The organism is Paenibacillus sp. DRB1-1 (assembly GCF_052119485.1).
GTDB lineage: Bacteria > Bacillota > Bacilli > Paenibacillales > Paenibacillaceae > Paenibacillus > Paenibacillus polymyxa_B.
Window position 1 is genome coordinate 2,370,720 of record NZ_JBODQH010000001.1, and the last position, 18,583, is coordinate 2,389,302.

Sequence of the window (18,583 nt, forward strand, 5' to 3'; positions counted from 1 at the left end):
ATATATACCCCTTTTCCCTATGCTTCAAGTTGGTGGATGTGTTGCGGTGATACCCAAATGTGCATTTGTTGACCCATGGGCAAGCGGATGGAATGATATGCAGTCCATTGCTCGCCGTTCTCGGCTAGTATACGAATTTCATAACGATCGCCGACATAGCTGACATGCAGGATCTCTACTGTAAAAACATGCTGATCCGCTTGCTCCTGTTCCCAACGGGCATGTTCAGGACGAAATAGTGTCCGTTCCGACTCCAGCCAGTTGGATTTGCCAATAAACTTCGCCACCTCTGGATGAGCCGGGCAACCGTAGATCACCTCTGGTGTTCCGGTCTGCAAAATATGTCCACTTTTCATAACAACTACTTCATCGGACATTGACATGGCCTCGATCTGATCATGGGTGACATATAGGGCGGTCAGCCCCAGATCGCGCACAAGCGATAGCATCTCAATGCGCATCTCCTCCCGTAGCACCGCATCCAGCGCACTGAGCGGCTCGTCGAACAAAACAAGTCGAGGCCGGATAGCAACCGCTCTTGCAAAGGCAACCCGCTGCTGCTGACCACCGGACAGCTGATGAGGATACCGATCCTCCATCCCTGACAATCTGACCATGTCGAGCGCCTCCAGCACCACTGTCCGCAGTTCCTTGTCTCGAGCGCTGGCGAACCCTTTCCCACGCTTGCCCGCACGCAGGCCGAAGGCCACATTTTCAAACACCGTCATATGCGGCCACAACGCGAAATCCTGAAAGACCATCCCAAAGTGGCGGAGATGGGCGGGAATATCCTTTTTGCGTTCTGCAGAAAAAAGAATTTCCTCTCCCATCGTGATTGTGCCGGTATCCGGTGTCTCCAGACCAGCAATCAAGCGCAAGAGCGTTGTTTTCCCACAGCCGGACGGTCCGAGCAGTGTTGTGAATTTGCCCCGTCGTACTACCAGATTCGTCTCATGCAGCGCTGTTATTTGGCCGAAGGTTTTACTTAATCCGTGAATATATAGATCCTGATTCATCGCATTACCTGCCTGTTCTTCTGACTGACCCCAGTGTAAAACTTGAATTCGCAACCTGTGTTATTGGAAAGTTAAAACAAAATTAATTATTTCAATGAATTGTGTTAACACTCATAGATTTAATCTATATAGAGGGGATTGATGCTGCTCCCCAAAGAAATAGGCATGATTGTTCGATTAACCTGAAAGCGAGGCATTCTAAGTGAATTTAAGTCTTCTAAAGTTACATATTGTAGAGCTGCTGAATAAGCACCATAAAATTACCACGGTCGCCGAGCTTCTTGGCCTAAAGCAACCAACCGTTACTTTTCATATGAAAAATCTGGAGCGTGAATTCGGAGTAAAGCTGTTTGACACACGTATGGGCAAAATCATCCTGACCGATGCTGGAAATGCGTTGCTGCACTATGCCACTAAAATTAATGCACTGGCTGCTGAAGCTGAGCGAGTCGTCCGCGAGTTCGATACGCTCCAGCGGGGAAGTATACGTATTGGCGCAAGCTATGTACCCGCTACCTACCTGCTTCCTGCTGTGCTGCACCGCTTTGCCCGTGAGCATCCGGGCATTCACATCGCCTTGTCCGTGAAAACAGCGCCCGTCATCAAGGACATGCTCGCTCGCCACGAAATTGACCTTGGCATCATTTCGGCAGAGCCGTTTCAATCCCCAACGCTACTCTCCGAATCTTTGGGCGAAGATGAGCTGATGCTCATCTGCTCACCCACTCATCCGCTCGCCAACGAAACCAATTTGACAACCGAGCTTATCGCTTCTTCCTCCTTCGTATTACATGGCAAGGAATCCAGCACACGCCACGTGACCGACAAATGGCTGGAGCGTGGGAGTCGGCGACTTCCTTCCTATCTGGAGTTGGATTCACTGGAAGCCATCAAACAGGCGGTTATGCTGGGAGAACACATCTCCTTTGTCTCTCGCATTGCCGTTCAGTCAGAGGTTGAGCGGGGCTTACTGGTTGTAAGACCTATTCCGGGGCAGTCTGTTGAGCGGTACATCTATATGGTCAGCAACAAAGACCGCCATCGCTCGGCGCTCATTCACAGATTCACCGAATATTTATCATGGAACCAAGATTAAATCTTACCTGTCATATAGAAATTATGTAATTTTTTAACCGGAGTACCCTCTTGCTTTGACATACGACTGACAATACACCAGTAAAGTGTAGCGTGTAACCTATTCGGACGAACAGGAGAGGATGAAATGAAAACAGGCCTTCGTATCACCAAATTGATGTCGGTAGTAACTCTGAGTGCAGTGCTGCTCGTAACAGGATGGAGAGGAGCAGAACCGGTACAAGCTGCCGCCAATGCCACACCAAGCTATGAGGTGAAGCTGCTACTGGATACGGCTCAGGTCCTCAATGCGGATGGCTCATTAAAGAGTGGCATCGTGAACGAGTTTCAAATTAGCGACGATGCACAACGATTGAGCGTCGAGTATTTTGATACAAATTCATTGCAATTGAATGACGAGGGCTGGAACGTGAGATTTCGCAAAAAAGAGGACAAAAAGAATTATGAATTAACCTACAAAAAGCGCTATACGGTCACAAACGGAAATATCGACGCGGCGCTCACCCAAGCGAATAAAGAAGGGTTCAGCGCATCTGATGATAATTATGAGGCTGAGGTGGATTGGGGGTACAGCAAGCAAACATTAAGCTTTTCCAATGATAAGAAAACAAACGCCTCCAAAGGATTGGCTCTGCCTTCCCCAGATCAAGCATTAAAGCAATTGCAGGATAATCTTCCGGGCAAGCTGCAAAACTGGAAAAACAGCAATTGGGGTAAACAAACCTTGGCAAACTCCAGAGTACGCGGTCCTGTACAGGTCAGTAAATACGAGGGTAGCTTTCAGGGATTGGATGCCAACGTTGAAGTATGGCCTATTCGCAGCGCAAACGGATCAGGTACAGAAAATATTATCGAAATCTCCTTCAAAACCTCGGATTACAGTGTTGCCGCCAGCAACCGCACCAAGCTGATGAACCTGCTGCAATCCAAAGGATGGCTGGTTCCCGCCGATTCCCTGAAAACGAATTTGGTACTGGAACGCTACTAAGCTAATCCAACATAAAAAGGAACCGAGGCGCCACCCTGTTGAGGGTGATACGAACGGTTCCTTTTATTATTATTTATATGACTACAAAGTCATGATGTTAAAGTTGCTTGCTTACATACGTTCCGGTGCAGACACGCCCACCAGCTTCAGTACGTTGGCAATGGTCGTGCGCACCGCACCAAACAACGCCAAGCGTGCCTGCGTTTGAGCGGCATCCTCTGTGATGACGCGCTCTGCCTTATAGTAGCTGTGGAACAATGAAGCCAGCTCGTAGACATAGCGAATCATACGGTGTGGTGCAAAGTTTGCAGCCGCCATCGATACTTCTTCCGGCAGCTCGCCGATTTTGCGTAACAGATCGTATTCATGCTCAGCCGTCAGCTTGGACAAGTCAACTTCTGCCAACGGCAGCACAGCAATACCTTGCTCTTCGGCTTGACGATATACGCTGCATGCACGTGCGTGCGCATATTGCACATAGAATACTGGATTCTCATTGGAGGTGGAAATCGCCAAATCCATGTCAAAATCCAGGTGCGAATCCATGCTGCGCATCGTGAAGAAGTAACGGATCGCGTCTACACCCACTTCTTCCATCAGATCTTCCATCGTCACGGCCTTGCCGGTACGTTTGGACATTTTTACTTTTTCCCCATTTTGGAACAAGCTGACCATTTGGGCAATCAGCACTTTAAGCTTATCCGGGTCATTGCCCAGTGCTTCCATTGCTGCCTTCATCCGTGGAATGTAGCCGTGGTGATCCGCTCCCCAAATGTTGATAATCGTGTCATACCCACGAGCATATTTATCGCGATGGTAAGCGATATCCGGAGTCAGGTACGTGTATGTACCGTCATTTTTGATCAAGACGCGGTCCTTATCGTCGCCGTACTTGGTCGTATTCAGCCATGTAGCTCCGTCCTTCTCGTAGATCTCCTCACGGTCACGCAGCTCATTCAGCGCTTTAAGCACTTCACCGTTTTCATACAGCGACGTTTCGCTGAACCAGGAGTCAAAAGGTACACGGAACAGTTCCAGATCGCGCTTGATCTTGTTCAGTTCCTTTTCCAGACCGTAGTCACGGAAATAAGCAGCGCGATCTCCCGGTTCCATAGACAACAGAGAATCTCCCTTTTCGGTCACCAGTTCCTTGGCAAACCCGATGATGTCCTCACCATGGTAACCATCCTCCGGCATCTCCGCAGGCTGTCCCAGCTCCTGCAAATAACGCGCCTCAATAGAGCGGCTCATGTTGTAAATTTGGTTGCCCGCATCATTAATGTAGTATTCACGAGTTACTTTGTATCCGGCAAAATCAAGCACGTTGCAAAGAGCATCCCCTACGGCTGCACCACGTGCATGACCTAAGTGAAGGCTACCTGTCGGATTGGCGCTGACAAACTCGATTTGTACCTTTTTGCCCGCACCTTCCTGTATACGCCCGTAATCTGCCCCCTGCTCCTGCACTTGTCCAATAACAGCATAAAGGTAGCTCTTGTTCAGGCGGAAGTTAATAAAGCCCGGTCCAGCGATTTCTGCACTTTCAATAGAAGCAGAAGCTAAATCCATATTCGCGATCAAATCTTCAGCGATTTGCCGTGGATTCTTCTTCGCAATGCGGGTGAGCTGCATCGCGGCGTTGGTAGCCAAATCACCGTGTGACTTGTCCTTTGGCACCTCCAGCGTAATGGTCGGCAGCTCTTCGCGGCTCACGATTCCGGTAGCCAGCACCGCCGCCTCGATTGCTGAAGTCACCTTTTGATTAATAAGTTCCAGTGGATTGCTTGTCATGATTATTGCTCCTCCTGTATATGCAAACTGATGGCAAAATGCCCCGAGAAATCCTCAAATACGTACAGATCATAGGTCCAGCTCACATGCCCGGTGAATCCATCCATCCGAATATCGAGCTTCTGCGTATGCGCAGACATGTTCAGGTTTAAATAAGGCGAGCGGTAAAATCCAGGCAACCTGCGTCCCAGCGCAAACGACTGCTCTGATTGTACCTCACCGTGACGAATCAGCTTTAGCTCATCCGGTCCGATTTTGACTGTGTTCCGTGTCGTACCGCCCTCAGGACTTTCTTGCGGCTCATCGTACCTTATATATAGATGCTTCCCACGCACGATCGCTTCTCCGGGAAGTTCCTGTACCACATCTTCTCCGTCATGATGACTATGAAGACGGATTCGGACCTTTGCATTATGTGGCATGTATTCAAACTCCATTCTATTGCTATCCTACTGTACTACTATATCCAGTTCCCGATTGCAATTCAAATGAGTTTTTACAAAAAGATGCTTTCATCCAAAAAATTTAGCTACCTTAAGTCAGCTTCATCGGATGCTTGGCTAAAACTTTCAATGAATCGAGAGGCTAGAGAAGACATGTATTTATCCTTCAGCCAGACAGCCGCCACACGCGTATGCAATTCTTCACACATAATTTCCTTAACGATTAACTGATTATTGCTTCCGAGTGACAACGCAGAGCGCGAAATCATACCGATCCCTAGTCCTTCATTAGCCCAGTGAAGCGTGGTGCGAGCATCATCGTTTTTGCAAAAGAAATTTGGCTCAAAGCCATGCTTCATACAGGTATCGTGGATCAATTGTTCAAAGCGGCGATATACGATGAGCGGCCTATTTTTCAAATCAGACAACGGGATGGTCTTCTGTTCGGGGTTCCAGTCATGTTCTTCTGTCATCACTGCTATCATCGGCTCGGAGGAAGCATATCTGCACCCTAAATCGGTGGTATTAAAAGGGGTTCTGACGATACCGACCTCTACAATTCCTTTGTTCAAAAGATCGAGAATCATGAAGGTATTTCCCTCATGAATTTCGAATTTTACACCCGCATAGGTTTTATGAAATTCGGAAAGCCTGTCTTTCATCAGGGCTGCGCCGGAAGAGGAGACCGTTCCAATGGTGAGCGTACCCTTCATCCCCAAGGCAAAATCGTTTATTTCTCTTGTTGTGGCATCTGTCAGCTCCAAGATCTGCTTGGCCCTGTTCTGTAAAATGATGCCGGCCTCCGTCAATTGGATGCTTCGTGAGCCTCGATGCACGAGCTTTACACCAAGCTCTTCCTCTAGCTGCATGAGCTGCTGACTTAAAGGAGGCTGCGCGATTTGCAGCTTTTTGGCTGCTGCGGTAATCTGTCCGGCCTCTGCGATCGCCAAAAAATACTTGAGATGTCTCAATTCCATCTTTATGGACCTCCGGTACTAGATATATGTAAAACCTATACCTCTAATATATATTAAATATTATTCATATGGTTGGGGATATGCCATAATCAAATTCAGTTATGCTATTGCGGCATGAGGCTATATACATTATTTAGGTTAGGTGATGGTTTATTTGCTGAAATTTGCTGTTTTTTTGAAACCCTATAAAAAGGAAACGATTCTTGGGCCTCTGTTTAAATTGATTGAGGCCATCTTGGAACTATTGCTACCTACTATGGTTGCTTTAATGATCAATCATGGCGTAGGTAAAGGAGACACCCATTATGTTTGGCAGATGGGTCTTTTGATGTTACTCATGACTATACTGGGCTTTGGCAGTTCATTAGTGTGTCAGTTTTACGCAGCTCGTGCCTCTCAAGGATTCGGAACTACGCTGCGCAATACGATGTTTAAGCATATTTCATCGTTTTCTTATGCTGACCTCGATAAGTTCGGTACGCCCTCGCTCATTAACCGGATTACGAATGATGTTAATCAGCTCCAAACGGCTGTAGCGATGCTGATTCGTCTGGTCATTCGTGCTCCTTTTATTTGTATCGGGGCTATTATCATGTCAATGATTCTGGATTTCCGCCTGGCTTTGGTGCTGTTGGCGGCTACACCAGTTCTGGCTTTGATCCTATATGTGGTCATTACGAAGGCTTCACCACTGTATCGTCGGTATCAGAAAAAATTGGATAAAATCGCCCTGGTGCTAAGCGAAAATCTTACAGGCGTACGGGTCATACGCGCATTTGCCAAAAGAGGAGCTGAACGAGTTAAATTTAACACTGCTTCAGATGACCTGACTCAGACCGCTATTCGTGTCGGACGTATTTCTGCTTTGCTAAGCCCTGCCACCTTACTGGTGGTAAACGGAGCAATTATTGCAATCCTGTGGATCGGCGGTATCCATATCCAATATGGATCTCTTACACAAGGGGAGATTATTGCCTTTATTAATTACATTACGCAAATTTTACTGGCTCTGATTGTGGTGACCAATTTAATTATTTTGTTCACCAAGGCTGCTACTTCAGCAGCGCGGATTCAGGAGGTCCTAGACACGCAAGCTTCGATTTCCGACACTGCTGCTACTTCTACACCTATAGACAGGGAGGGAACAACTGAGCATGGCGCTGTACCAGCTATCTCTTTTGATCATGTCTCCTTTGGATACAATACGACAGGGCAACTGGCACTTAGCGATGTAGTGGTAAACATCTATCCCGGTGAAACGGTCGGCATCATCGGAGGAACAGGTTCGGGGAAATCCACCTTTGTGAATCTCATTCCCCGCTTCTACGATGTAGTAGAAGGTCGTATAGAGGTTGATGGCATTGACGTACGGCAGTATAAGCTGGAGCAATTGCGGCAGAAAATCGGTATTGTTCCTCAGAAGGCGCTGCTGTTCACTGGAACTATAGCGGATAATATCCGTTGGGGGCATGAACACGCCACCGATGAGGAAGTCGCTCAAGCCGCAGCAATCGCGCAAGCAGATGAGTTCATATCCAACTTGCCGGAGAAATTCGATGCTCCGATCACCCGAGGAGGGCTTAATCTGTCGGGAGGACAAAAGCAGCGACTTACCATTGCCAGAGCTATTGTCGGCAATCCGCAAATTCTCATTTTGGATGACTCCTCAAGCGCACTTGATTTTGCTACCGATGCCGCCCTCCGTAAATCGCTACGGGAAAATAGCACCAGCATGACCGTCCTGCTGGTCTCGCAACGAGTAAGCAGCGTACAGCATGCTGATAAAATAATTGTGTTTGATGAGGGGCGGATTGTCGGTATCGGCACACATGAACAGTTGATGAGCAGCTCAGATGTGTATCAGGAAATTAATCATTCCCAGCTCTCAACACAGGAGGTAGACCAATGAGTGGCAAGGAAACCTGGAGAAGATTGTTAACCTATGTAGGTCGATATAAAAAAACAACATTTTGGGTCATCGTCAGTGCGTTTCTCAGCGTGCTTGCCAGTCTGATCGGACCCTACATGATTGGTCAAGCTATCGACCATATGGTGAATAAGGGAGCAGTGGATTTTAAAGGTATTGCACAGATTTTAGCTGGATTAGGCATTGTATATGTTGTAGGCAGTCTATTTAGCTGGCTGCTCACGTATTTGACGAACCGGATTGCTTTTCAGACCGTAAATGATATGCGGCGGGAGTTATTTGATCATTTTAATATCCTTCCGTTAAGCTTTCATGACACTCATCCGCAAGGAGACAGCATCAGCCGTTTTGTGAACGATATGGATGCTGTATCGGATGGATTGCTGCAAGGCTTTTCCACACTGATTACCGGGATCATTACGATTATAGGCTCCATTGTACTCATGCTGTATATCAGTCCGATAATGACGTTGGTCGTATTGGTGTCTGCCCCGATCACATACGGTGTGGCACGGTTCATTACTACAAGGTCACAGCGTATGTTCCGCGAACAGGCCAAAATTTTAGGAAGCCTGAATGGTTACGTGGAAGAAATGATTGGCGGACAACGGGTAGTTACCGCTTTTCATTATGAAAACCGCTCGCTTGAGGAATTTTCCGCCAAAAACGAACAATTGTATCAAGCCGGGGTGAAATCGCAGTTTTACGGATCATTGTCCAACCCCTCCACCCGATTGGTAAACAACATGACTTTTTCAGTCACCGCCATGATTGGCTGTATCTCCATTATTTTGGGTGGGATCTCGGTAGGCGGATTGTCGAGCTTTCTGATTTATACTAATTTGTTCGCCAAGCCCTTTAATGAAATTACGGGTGTGCTGACCCAGTTCCAGGCAGCTACGGCTTCTGCTCAGCGCATATTTGCGATTTTAGACTCACCGCCTGAGCAGCCGGAAAAATCGAACGCCGTACAGCTGGAGCGCAGCAAAGGCACGATTCTTTTTGATCATGTCAAATTCTCCTATAACCCGGAACGTACGCTCATTACGAACTTTAGTCTGGAGGTTAAGCCAGGCACTCGTGTGGCCATTGTCGGGCAGACCGGAGCTGGTAAAACCACACTCGTCAATCTGCTCATGCGGTTTTACGATGTGGACAGCGGCTCGATATCCATCGACGGGGTGAATATCAACGACATGAGCCGGGACAGCCTGCGGACTAACTTCGGTATGGTGCTTCAAGATACATGGCTGTTCAGCGGGACCATTCGGGATAATATCGCTTACGGAAAGCCGGAGGCCACGGACGAAGAAGTCATCGCGGCTGCAACAGCTGCCAATGCGCATAGCTTCATCAAACGACTGCCTCATGGCTACGATACGGTCATCAGCGGGTCAGGCGACAGCCTGTCGCAAGGCCAAAAACAGCTGCTCACTATCGCGAGAGTGATCCTCGTCGATCCACCTATGCTGATCCTGGATGAAGCGACCAGCAGCATAGACACCCTGACAGAAGCGCGTATCCAAAAAGCATTTATGAAAATGATTGCCGGACGCACCAGCTTTGTGATCGCCCACAGACTATCGACCATCCGTGAAGCGGATTTGATTTTATACATGAAAAACGGCGATGTCGTCGAAAGCGGTACCCATGAGGGACTGCTTGCCAGCGGCGGACATTATGCCTCGCTCTATAACAGTCAGTTCACTACAGCCTAACACTGCGGGTTGAGGGGAAAAGTCGGTTGCTCTTATGCAATCGGCTTTTTTTGTAGTGACACAGGAAGAAACAAAGAACGCGCATCTCCAGCAAAAGGCCGCCGGATCTTCTCTCGGCAGCCTTTTGGATTATATCTTGCTTATGTAATTCATCGAATGAAACATTCCCTGCCTAGACGAAAACAAAACTCAAATGCCAGCGCCCGTAGCGGTTGGATGGTCCATTTGCTCACTTTCCTGAAAATCCCTGCGATACAACCAGCCGATCAAGATAGCAATGGTCGTCATAATCGCAGCCAACAAATACACCTGCACCATACCAAAACGGTCTGCATACCAGCCCATGAATAACAAGGACAGGCCGAAAGCGAGATTGGTAAGCACATCAATTCCCGCCATCACTTTGGGCAGCTGGGCTGCCGGTGCACTGGTTTGCAGCAAGGTGCGGCGAATAATCCCTGCCATTTGAACAGGTAAGCCTGATACAGCAAAAAGAATAAGTGCAGCAACGGGGATTGTATTCAGCGCAAATACAATTGTAATCAGTACATATACCAGCAACGCTCCGAGCATGTACAAAAAGCTGTTCTTTTGCAATCGCTTGACCAAGCCAACGACAATCAATCCACCCAAAATCGTGCCCGAGAAAAAGGACGCATTCATAAAGCCCCACCAGCTTGCATCCCGATGCAGCACTTGGCTGACGTACGCCAAAATAAATACGCCGAGCCAAGAGACACCCCCAATACTATCCACACTATCGACGATCATCAGAGAACGTATACGACGGTTGTGCCAAATGATTTTCCAGCCTTCCCCAAGCTCTTTCCAATGGGAGCCTTTTTCCTTTCCCTTTGCAGGTTCTACTAGATTTGTCGAGGAATCCGAAGCTTCAAGACTTAATTCCTTCTGATCCAGTGGATCACGGACGAAGGACGTGACAGTTACAGCTACGAGATAACAACAGGATGCGATCACAAGCGTATTCAGGGAACCCAGCCAAGCCACAATAATTCCGCTCAACGCCCAGCCTGCACACTTGACCACCTGATCACTGACCGCTACCATGCCGTTGGCCCGCATTAGCCCTTCACCCGTAGCCAAACGAGGTACAAGCGCATTACGCGCAGGATTGGTCCAGCCATCCAGAAAAGACATACCAAACACCATCACAAAAATAAATAGAAACGACCTCTGCTCAGGTACGATCCACAAATAAAGCAGCAACAGCGTAAAAATGACAAACTGCCCAAACTGGGAAAATAGCAACACGCGCGTCAGCCGAAATCGGCCAAGGACGATCGGTGCAACGAGCCCACTAAGCACTTGGGCAGACAATCGGAACAACGGGATTAAAATAGTCGTCATTAAGGAATTACTTGAACTGAACACCAATACCACTACACTCAGCATGTAGATGATATCTGCTACGTTGGAGATCGTCTGAGACCCCCACAGGTAATAAAAAGAGCGTCTGATCAAAAAAGTTTCCCCCTCTTTGGTACATCGCCGATTTATGTATTTCACAACCAAACCGTCCCTGTTGACATTACAAATCTGTTAAATGTCTGGTTTTTTGTATATTCTACGCACACCCTTAAATTTCCTTCTTTTATCTTAAAAGGAAATCCGGTGTCCAGTATGCTTTCATAGCCTTTTTCAAATCTTATCCAACACAAAAAAGCGCCTATAGCGCTCTTTCCCACCCAGAAACAGGCAATAAAGACCACTAAGGCGCTTCTTAAAATGTTTATTTCGTTAAATCTTCCACGAATTTAGGTAGTACAAACGCCGCTTTGTGTAGACGCGGACTGTAATATCGGGTGTCCATCTCTGGAATTCGGGTCTCGTCTACTTCGAGCGGATCATACTTCTTACTACCCAACGTGAATGTCCAAAGACCACTCGGATAGGTCGGAATGTTCGCACCATACACACGCACAATCGGGAAAATTTCCTTCACATCTTTGTTGACCTTCTGAATCAGGTCTGCCTTGAACCAAGGATTATCCGTTTGTGCAACGAAAATGCCGTCTTCCTTCAACGCTTCGAAAATACCTTGGTAAAACCCGCGCTCAAACAGCGGGGCTGCCGGACCTACCGGCTCCGTCGAATCGACCATAATGACGTCGTATTCATTTTTGTGTTCAATAATGTGCATGTATCCGTCATTGACCAGCACTTCTACATTAGGCTCGTCCAGCTTTCCTGCGATTTCAGGCAAATATTTTTTGGAATATTCAATCACCTTACCGTCGATTTCAACCAATACAGCCTTTTCCACTTCAGGGTGCTTGATGACCTCACGAATAACGCCGCCATCGCCACCGCCCACAACCAAAACTTTTTTCGGATTCGGATGTGTATTCAAGGCCGGATGTGCTACCATTTCGTGATACACAAATTCATCCTTAACCGTTGTCATCACCATGCCATCCAGAACAAGCATATTGCCGAATTCCTCAGTCTCGATCATAGCCAGATCCTGAAAATCTGTTTTCTCAGAGACGTAGGTTTGTTTGATTTTTGCTGTAATGCCGAAAGAGGGAGTCTGCTTCTCCGTAAACCACAAGTCCATCATTCCAACCTTCTTTCTGATCAAAGTATGTGTCCGGCAATCCGGTAGCATAAACGTTGACTTTCCTTATATCAGCAACACGCAAACGCCGAGTTTGCTATATTTATTGTACCAAACGCATTGGAATTTCACACTTTTTGCATTATAAGTGATACCTGAATGGACTGCAAAAGCAATTTGGAGATTTAATCTTGTTTAAAATAGACACGTGTGTGTATCTGATGAATAGACGCTTTCGGATTGACTATACTGAGAACATCAACTATGGAAGGAGGTGGCATGATGACCGATACAACTGGGCGATCCCCCAAGCGTAAACCGCTTTGGCTTCGATGCTTTCAAGGACTGATGTCTCTCACTATTCTGACGGTCATCACCGCCTGCATCCTGCTCGCCTATTTGTACACGACCAGCCTTCCGCTCGCGGATACGGATCGGAATTCACGTCTGCTAGATAGTCAGGGACAAGTCATCGCCACTTTCTCTGCCGGAGGCAAAGAATCCATTCCGGTCCAGCTTGATCACATTTCACCCGATTTGATTGCAGCTACCCTGGCTGTGGAAGATCGGAAGTTTTACGATCATTTTGGCTTTGATTTCAAAGGTCTGGGCCGGGCGGTAATCGTTAATCTGACCCGCTGGGATATGTCGCAAGGGGCCAGCACGCTGACTCAGCAGCTTGCACGCAATCTGTACTTATCTCATGAGAAAACATGGACGCGCAAGGCCAAGGAGGCCATCTATACCGCACAGCTTGAAATGAAGTACACCAAGAATGAGCTGCTGCAAATGTATTTGAACGAAATTTACTATGGTCACGGCGCCTATGGCATTGAAGCGGCTTCGCAAATGTATTTCGGTAAATCTGCAAAGGATCTGGATTTGGCCGAAAGCGCCCTGTTAGCAGGTATTCCGAAAGGACCGACCTACTATTCACCGTATAATCATATGAAAAACGCAAAGGATCGGCAGAAAATTGTACTGGACTCCATGGCGCTCACCGGCAAAATTACTCCGGCCGAAGCCACCAAGGCCTATGAGGAAATGCTGGCCCTGCGGCCCGAGAGCCAGCGCCGGACAGTGGAAGCCGCTCCCTGGTTCCGCGATTACGTCCGCCAGCTGGCGACTCATCAGCTTGGGATTAGCGAAGGGGTGCTTGAGCATGGTGGCCTGAGCATTTATACCACGCTGGACATGCACATGCAGCAAGCAGCCGAGGCGGCTGTAAACGAAGGCATGAAGAGCAGCAACGGACTGGAAACCGCGTTAATCTCCATGGACCCGCGCAACGGACATGTCAAGGCCATGGTCGGCGGAACGAACTATGTCGGGAATCAATATAATCATGCGCTGGCCACAACCCGGCAGCCAGGCTCCGCTTTCAAGCCGATTATGTATCTGAGCGCGTTGGATTCTGGCGAATTGACGAGTACGTCCAAGTTCGAAAGCCGACCGACGTTGTTCCACTACGATAACAATCGCAAGACCTATAAGCCCAAAAATTTTGGAGACAAATATTTGGGTGAAATAGATCTTCGGCGCGCAATTGCGGCGTCCGATAATATCTATGCCGTTAGCACCATTTTGAAGGTGGGAACGGATAAGGTCATGGACCTCGCCAGCAAAATGGGCATTACAAGCGAGCTCAAGCCCGTACCTTCGCTGGCGCTGGGCGTGTCGCCCGTCAGCCCGTTCGAGATGGCCTCGGCCTTCTCGGTCATCGGCAGCGGCGGGCAAAAGGTGGCTCCGGTGGCAGTGCTGCGCATCACCGATGCGGCCGGGCGGTCGTTGTACGAAGCGCCCCAAGCCGCGCCCGTGCAGGTGGTGAAGCCCGCCTCCGCCTACGTCCTCACTCGCCTCATGGAAGGCGTGTTCGAAGAAGGCGGCACTGGCAACCGGGTCGCGAAGCTGATCAAGCGCCCGGTTGCCGGCAAGAGCGGCACGACCAACACCGATGCGTGGATGGTCGGCTTTACCCCTGAGCTGTCCACCGCTGTCTGGGTCGGCTATGACAAGGGCAAGGCCATCAGCACACAGGATGCCCGACGGGCGGCTCCGATTTTTGCGCAATATACGGAGAAAGCGCTGGAGAATGTGCCGCCCAAAATCTTCCCTATCCCTGACGGCGTAGTCAGCGCTTATATTGATCCGGCCAGCGGCAAGCTGGCTGCACCGGACAGCCCGGACAAGCGGCTGGAGGTATTCGTCAGCGGCACGGAGCCAAAGGAGACGCTGTCGGGGCAAGATAATCCACCAGCAGCAACGCCAACTGACCAAGCGGAGCGACAAGCCGAAAAGAAATCGTGGTGGGGCAATTTTAAGCGTTGGTGGATGGATTAATAGCAAAAAAAAGACTGGGAGAACGCGACGAGCGCTCTCTCAGTCTTTTTTTCGCTTCACTTACCTCATTTACCCATTTACCTCTCTTGCCAGTGCCATCAGCCATCATCCCGTTAAGCCCCGCTCTTCCCTAAAGCTGCGCTATTACCAATAACAGCTAAACGACTCAATACGGTTAGTGTCTACACCATAATAAAACCAAAAACGACCACTCCACCGAAAACCCGCTACGGATGTCCTGCCTACAAAGACAGGGTACATCCAGAAACGCTCTCCGTTCGTCAGCCATACAAACGTGTTGCGGAACAAACAACCGAAAATGGCTCCAGGGTCAACCGCATACGCCGAAACCAGCGGCTTCGGTGGCGTAAATTGCGGTGGTGGGGAAGTTGGTGCTTGAGTTTGCTGCCCACCTTGCGGACCGAATGGCCCCTGCGGCGGCGGTGAGAACGGCTGTGGCGAAAATGGCCCTGGGCCTGGTGGCGGACCTATCGGAGATGGGAAGGAATCCTGCATATCAGGAAATTGTGGAATCGAAGGACCTGACGGCGTGAATGGACCCGGAGTACCCGGTTGCGTTCCGAAAGGAACTTGTGGCAGTAAAGACATGTGTTTCACTCCTTGTGTTCTAGGCTGATGTATCCTATGCGGGACATCAGCCCGTGGACTGGGCGAATCCCCATATCGCCGCCAAACTCCGCTATTTCGTGCTTTTACATCAAAAATTCTTATTTCCTGATACGATTAACTCCCTTTCTGAACATGCTCCAGCTCAATTTCATGCACCATTTTAATCTCGACTCGTTTCCTTAGCTCATAATACCGTTCCAGCAATCGGTGCTCAACCCCCAACTGTTCATTCATCCAGCCTATAATAGAGTCATCGTGATGTTCGTTAGACCAGCTAAACAAATCGCTATATAGCTGACCAAATGATTCCTCATTGCTGCGAGCGAACCGGATCGGGCGGGCTGTATAGCTTAGCTTGAGTTCCAACATCTCATATAGCACGTCCAAACGGTATTCCAATACCTGTACATCTTCTTTGGATGCATCGTAGCTTTTTATATCCTGAACGAGCTCCCTAAAGGTTAGCCCTACATGCTGCATAGCAAAATAAGACCACACACAACTACCTGTAGCCGTTCCATGAGCCTCCCAAAACGGATTCCACAGGATAGAGCGAATCGTATCCTTCTGCCCTTCTCCAAACAATGCTATTCCAGCAATAATTCCTGCATTACAATCTACGGAAGCATGTTGCTCTCCCCAATGTACCAATCGCGGAATCATATCTTCAGCAGTGCATTTGAAGCTTAACAGAGGTAAGAATTCATTAAACAAATTCTGATCCAGCGCTTTTTCCAATTCAGCCGCCAGTTGTCCACGATACGGTTCGCATGGAAGCTGTACCAGTCCCAAACAGGCATCCACAGACACAGCTCCATACGGTCCGTTCACCAAAGCGACGAGATCAGCAGCAGCCTCCACATAACCCAAATAACCTAGAGCATACAGCACACCGTCAGGTATATGTTCTGGGGATGCCTGATTTTGAACGTAACGCTCGTACATATCCTGCGCCAAAGTAACATCCCCGCATCTCATGATCGGCTGGAGGAGTAACCCCCTGATATAATGATGGGGATCTTCTACAAAAAGCCTGTATAACTCCCACGCATCCTCCATGGTCCCATATCGGGCAACCACATCCGTATAGGCGGAAATGATGCTGGCGTCCAGCTTCTTGCCTGAGCCGAACATATCAATAAGTCTTGCTGTCGCGTCCATCATCCTGTCTTTCTCCTTTCACGTGTGTGCGTCTTCTTGAAGCACTTCTCTAATGCTGAATATTCCTATTAAAAAAGAGGAAAGATGTTATCATCTACGATCCAGTCTAGGGAGTTGATCTCATGCAAGATTCCAGTCCAAAAATTACAACATTTTTCATGTTCTCTGGTCAAGCAGAAGAAGCCATGCAATTTTATACCTCTGTGTTTAAGCCTTCGGGTATCATGAGCGTTTTTCATCAGGAGGATGGGAGCGTGTTACATGCCGTATTCAACCTCAAAGGGCAGACTTTTATGGCTATAGACTATAACCATCAGGACAAACATCCTTTTACCCCAGCTCTATCGCTATTCGTCACTTGTGATTCGGAAGAAGAAATTCATCGTGTGTTTGGTCAGCTATCTCAGGAAGGTCAAGTTTTAATGCCCCTTGAAGCCTCACCCGTAAGCCAACAATTTGGGTGGGTTGAAGATAAATACGGAGTCTCATGGCAATTGAACCTGGCAAAAGACTAAATTTCTTCTCTAAACGATCCAGCAGACTCTAGAAGTCTATGGAAAAACAATAGACCATGCTCCATCTTTTTTTGGTAATATTATGTTTAATAGGTGCCAGTAAAAGGATGTGTGTTTATTGTATAGTGCAGATTGTGAGAAATGTTTTGGTTTATGCTGTGTAGCTTTACCTTATGCAAAATCTGCTGATTTTGCTTTTAATAAGGATGGAGGAACCCCTTGTCAAAACCTAAATGCGGATTATCGTTGTGATATTCATAAGAACCTAAGAAATAAAGGCTTGCGAGGCTGTACGGTATATGATTGCTTTGGAGCAGGTCAAAAAGTTTCCCAAGTTACATACAACGGAAAAAGCTGGCGAGACGATCCGGCAATAGCTGAGGAAATGTTCAATATATTTCCCATCATGCAACAGCTTCATGAAATGCTTTATTACCTAAAAGAAGCCCTTAACTTAAAAGAAACTCATCCCATCTATACAGACTTACAAAAAGCCATGGCGAAAACCGAGCAGCTTACGAATCAAGATCCAAAATCACTCATAGATCTTCATGTACCAACCCATAGGGCGTTAGTCAATGATTTACTTTTACAGACAAGTGAGTTAGTACGAGAAAAAGTTAAGAAAAACATAGAGCACAATAAATATAGTAAAAAAATCAGGAGTAGAGACCTTATCGGGGCCAATTTGAGAGGCGCTAATCTTAGAGGTACCAACCTGAGAGGAGTTTTACTGATTGCTGCTGATCTGCGAGAAGCTGATCTAAGAATGACCGACCTTATCGGTGCGGATTTTAGAGACGCTGATTTAAGTGGAGCTAATCTGGAAGGAAGTATTTTTCTTACACAAGCGCAATTAAATTCGGCTAAGGGCAATTGTAAAACCAAACTGCCCCCTTCTCTAAGTATTCCCGGCCATTGGCTGCATTAGTTTTTTTCTAAAGAAACATTGCTTACCTACATGAAAAAGAAATAGACCGCCCCCCCACAAAGGTAACGGTCTATTGTTGGACCCTAATGCCTTCGTTCAGAAATCCCCCTAACCTCCTACTTAAGGCTGCATACTGCTCTGCATTGGTGTCCGAAAATGCTTCTTCCCGGTTGGACCGTACATCCTGATACTGAGGAAGGCTTGAAAATTGCGACCTCGTAAAATCTATAATGTCCTCACCAATGCGGTTGTAATAATGCCAGCCACTATCCAGCCAAGTCCTCAAAATATCGCCGCCAAGCCTGTCCTGAACGACAAGCGCTGTGACACCACATTGTCCAGCCGCAGGATTATTTACTGTCCATTTAGAGCTAGACTCCAAAGACCAAGCTTGAAACAACGCCTTTTCTAATTCTAAAAAACGGTTTGCATTCAACATGCGCCTCCCCTTTCAATTCCATTCTGCACTTATG

The 18,583-nt window shown here is 47.8% G+C and carries 16 protein-coding genes; 7 read left to right on the forward strand and 9 right to left on the reverse strand.

All coding sequences use genetic code 11. The features are described 5' to 3' along the window. Nucleotides 1-17 precede the first annotated feature (17 nt). Complete coding sequence (locus ACQW03_RS10515) at nucleotides 18-1,016, reverse strand: ABC transporter ATP-binding protein (protein WP_441949621.1); 999 nt, start codon at nucleotides 1,014-1,016, stop codon at nucleotides 18-20. 202 nt (nucleotides 1,017-1,218) lie between these two features. Between ACQW03_RS10515 and ACQW03_RS10520 the strand changes: the two genes are divergently transcribed. Both ACQW03_RS10520 and ACQW03_RS10525 read left to right on the forward strand, forming a co-directional pair. Then, nucleotides 1,219-2,112, forward strand: coding sequence for a LysR family transcriptional regulator (locus ACQW03_RS10520; protein WP_071639062.1), 894 nt, complete (start codon nucleotides 1,219-1,221; stop codon nucleotides 2,110-2,112). Nucleotides 2,113-2,238: 126 nt separating this feature from the next. Next, nucleotides 2,239-3,099 (forward strand): hypothetical protein, encoded by an 861-nt coding sequence (locus tag ACQW03_RS10525; protein ID WP_220030546.1) that lies wholly within the window; start codon nucleotides 2,239-2,241, stop codon nucleotides 3,097-3,099. Between the two features lie 111 nt (nucleotides 3,100-3,210). On the opposite strand, the gene argS is transcribed toward ACQW03_RS10525, so the two are convergent. The 3 genes from argS to ACQW03_RS10540 all read right to left on the reverse strand — a co-directional run bounded on the left by argS (nucleotide 3,211) and on the right by ACQW03_RS10540 (nucleotide 6,310). Beyond that, nucleotides 3,211-4,890, reverse strand: a complete 1,680-nt coding sequence (argS, locus tag ACQW03_RS10530) for an arginine--tRNA ligase (RefSeq protein WP_071639060.1) — start codon at nucleotides 4,888-4,890, stop codon at nucleotides 3,211-3,213. 2 nt (nucleotides 4,891-4,892) lie between these two features. Next, on the reverse strand, nucleotides 4,893-5,327 hold the full coding sequence (locus tag ACQW03_RS10535) for a DUF1934 domain-containing protein (RefSeq protein ID WP_013308207.1): 435 nt from the start codon (nucleotides 5,325-5,327) through the stop codon (nucleotides 4,893-4,895). A gap of 92 nt (nucleotides 5,328-5,419) precedes the next feature. Beyond that, nucleotides 5,420-6,310: a LysR family transcriptional regulator gene (locus ACQW03_RS10540; protein WP_028542580.1), complete on the reverse strand. Its 891-nt coding sequence runs from the start codon at nucleotides 6,308-6,310 to the stop codon at nucleotides 5,420-5,422. A gap of 154 nt (nucleotides 6,311-6,464) precedes the next feature. Between ACQW03_RS10540 and ACQW03_RS10545 the strand changes: the two genes are divergently transcribed. Together ACQW03_RS10545 and ACQW03_RS10550 are read left to right on the forward strand one after the other, a co-directional pair. Then, on the forward strand, nucleotides 6,465-8,219 hold the full coding sequence (locus ACQW03_RS10545; protein WP_071559511.1) for an ABC transporter ATP-binding protein: 1,755 nt from the start codon (nucleotides 6,465-6,467) through the stop codon (nucleotides 8,217-8,219). Then, on the forward strand, nucleotides 8,216-9,955 hold the full coding sequence (locus tag ACQW03_RS10550; RefSeq protein WP_441949625.1) for an ABC transporter ATP-binding protein: 1,740 nt from the start codon (nucleotides 8,216-8,218) through the stop codon (nucleotides 9,953-9,955). The genes ACQW03_RS10545 and ACQW03_RS10550 overlap by 4 nt, the downstream gene beginning before the upstream one ends. 189 nt (nucleotides 9,956-10,144) lie before the next feature. On the opposite strand, the gene ACQW03_RS10555 is transcribed toward ACQW03_RS10550, so the two are convergent. Further along, nucleotides 10,145-11,437: an MFS transporter gene (locus ACQW03_RS10555; protein WP_071639058.1), complete on the reverse strand. Its 1,293-nt coding sequence runs from the start codon at nucleotides 11,435-11,437 to the stop codon at nucleotides 10,145-10,147. Nucleotides 11,438-11,705: 268 nt separating this feature from the next. Beyond that, nucleotides 11,706-12,533: a polyamine aminopropyltransferase gene (gene speE, locus ACQW03_RS10560; protein ID WP_053324352.1), complete on the reverse strand. Its 828-nt coding sequence runs from the start codon at nucleotides 12,531-12,533 to the stop codon at nucleotides 11,706-11,708. Between the two features lie 282 nt (nucleotides 12,534-12,815). Between speE and ACQW03_RS10565 the strand changes: the two genes are divergently transcribed. Beyond that, nucleotides 12,816-14,873 carry a transglycosylase domain-containing protein gene (locus tag ACQW03_RS10565; protein WP_441952367.1) on the forward strand — a complete coding sequence of 686 codons (2,058 nt, stop codon included), beginning with the start codon at nucleotides 12,816-12,818 and terminating at the stop codon, nucleotides 14,871-14,873. A gap of 144 nt (nucleotides 14,874-15,017) precedes the next feature. Here the strand turns inward: ACQW03_RS10565 and ACQW03_RS10570 are convergent, their stop codons facing one another. Next, nucleotides 15,018-15,482 carry a hypothetical protein gene (locus tag ACQW03_RS10570; protein ID WP_028542587.1) on the reverse strand — a complete coding sequence of 155 codons (465 nt, stop codon included), beginning with the start codon at nucleotides 15,480-15,482 and terminating at the stop codon, nucleotides 15,018-15,020. Between the two features lie 135 nt (nucleotides 15,483-15,617). Further along, nucleotides 15,618-16,667: a hypothetical protein gene (locus ACQW03_RS10575; RefSeq protein WP_071639056.1), complete on the reverse strand. Its 1,050-nt coding sequence runs from the start codon at nucleotides 16,665-16,667 to the stop codon at nucleotides 15,618-15,620. A gap of 119 nt (nucleotides 16,668-16,786) precedes the next feature. Here ACQW03_RS10575 and ACQW03_RS10580 point away from each other — a divergent pair, with 119 nt between their 5' ends. Together ACQW03_RS10580 and ACQW03_RS10585 are read left to right on the forward strand one after the other, a co-directional pair. Next, nucleotides 16,787-17,179, forward strand: a complete 393-nt coding sequence (locus ACQW03_RS10580; RefSeq protein WP_071639055.1) for a VOC family protein — start codon at nucleotides 16,787-16,789, stop codon at nucleotides 17,177-17,179. Between the two features lie 118 nt (nucleotides 17,180-17,297). Then, the gene (locus tag ACQW03_RS10585; protein ID WP_220030543.1) at nucleotides 17,298-18,110 is read left to right on the forward strand and encodes a pentapeptide repeat-containing protein; all 813 of its coding nucleotides are present in this window, start codon (nucleotides 17,298-17,300) and stop codon (nucleotides 18,108-18,110) included. Nucleotides 18,111-18,180: 70 nt separating this feature from the next. Here ACQW03_RS10585 and ACQW03_RS10590 read toward each other — a convergent pair whose 3' ends face one another. Beyond that, nucleotides 18,181-18,546 (reverse strand): YunG family protein, encoded by a 366-nt coding sequence (locus tag ACQW03_RS10590; protein WP_220031419.1) that lies wholly within the window; start codon nucleotides 18,544-18,546, stop codon nucleotides 18,181-18,183. Nucleotides 18,547-18,583 lie beyond the last annotated feature (37 nt).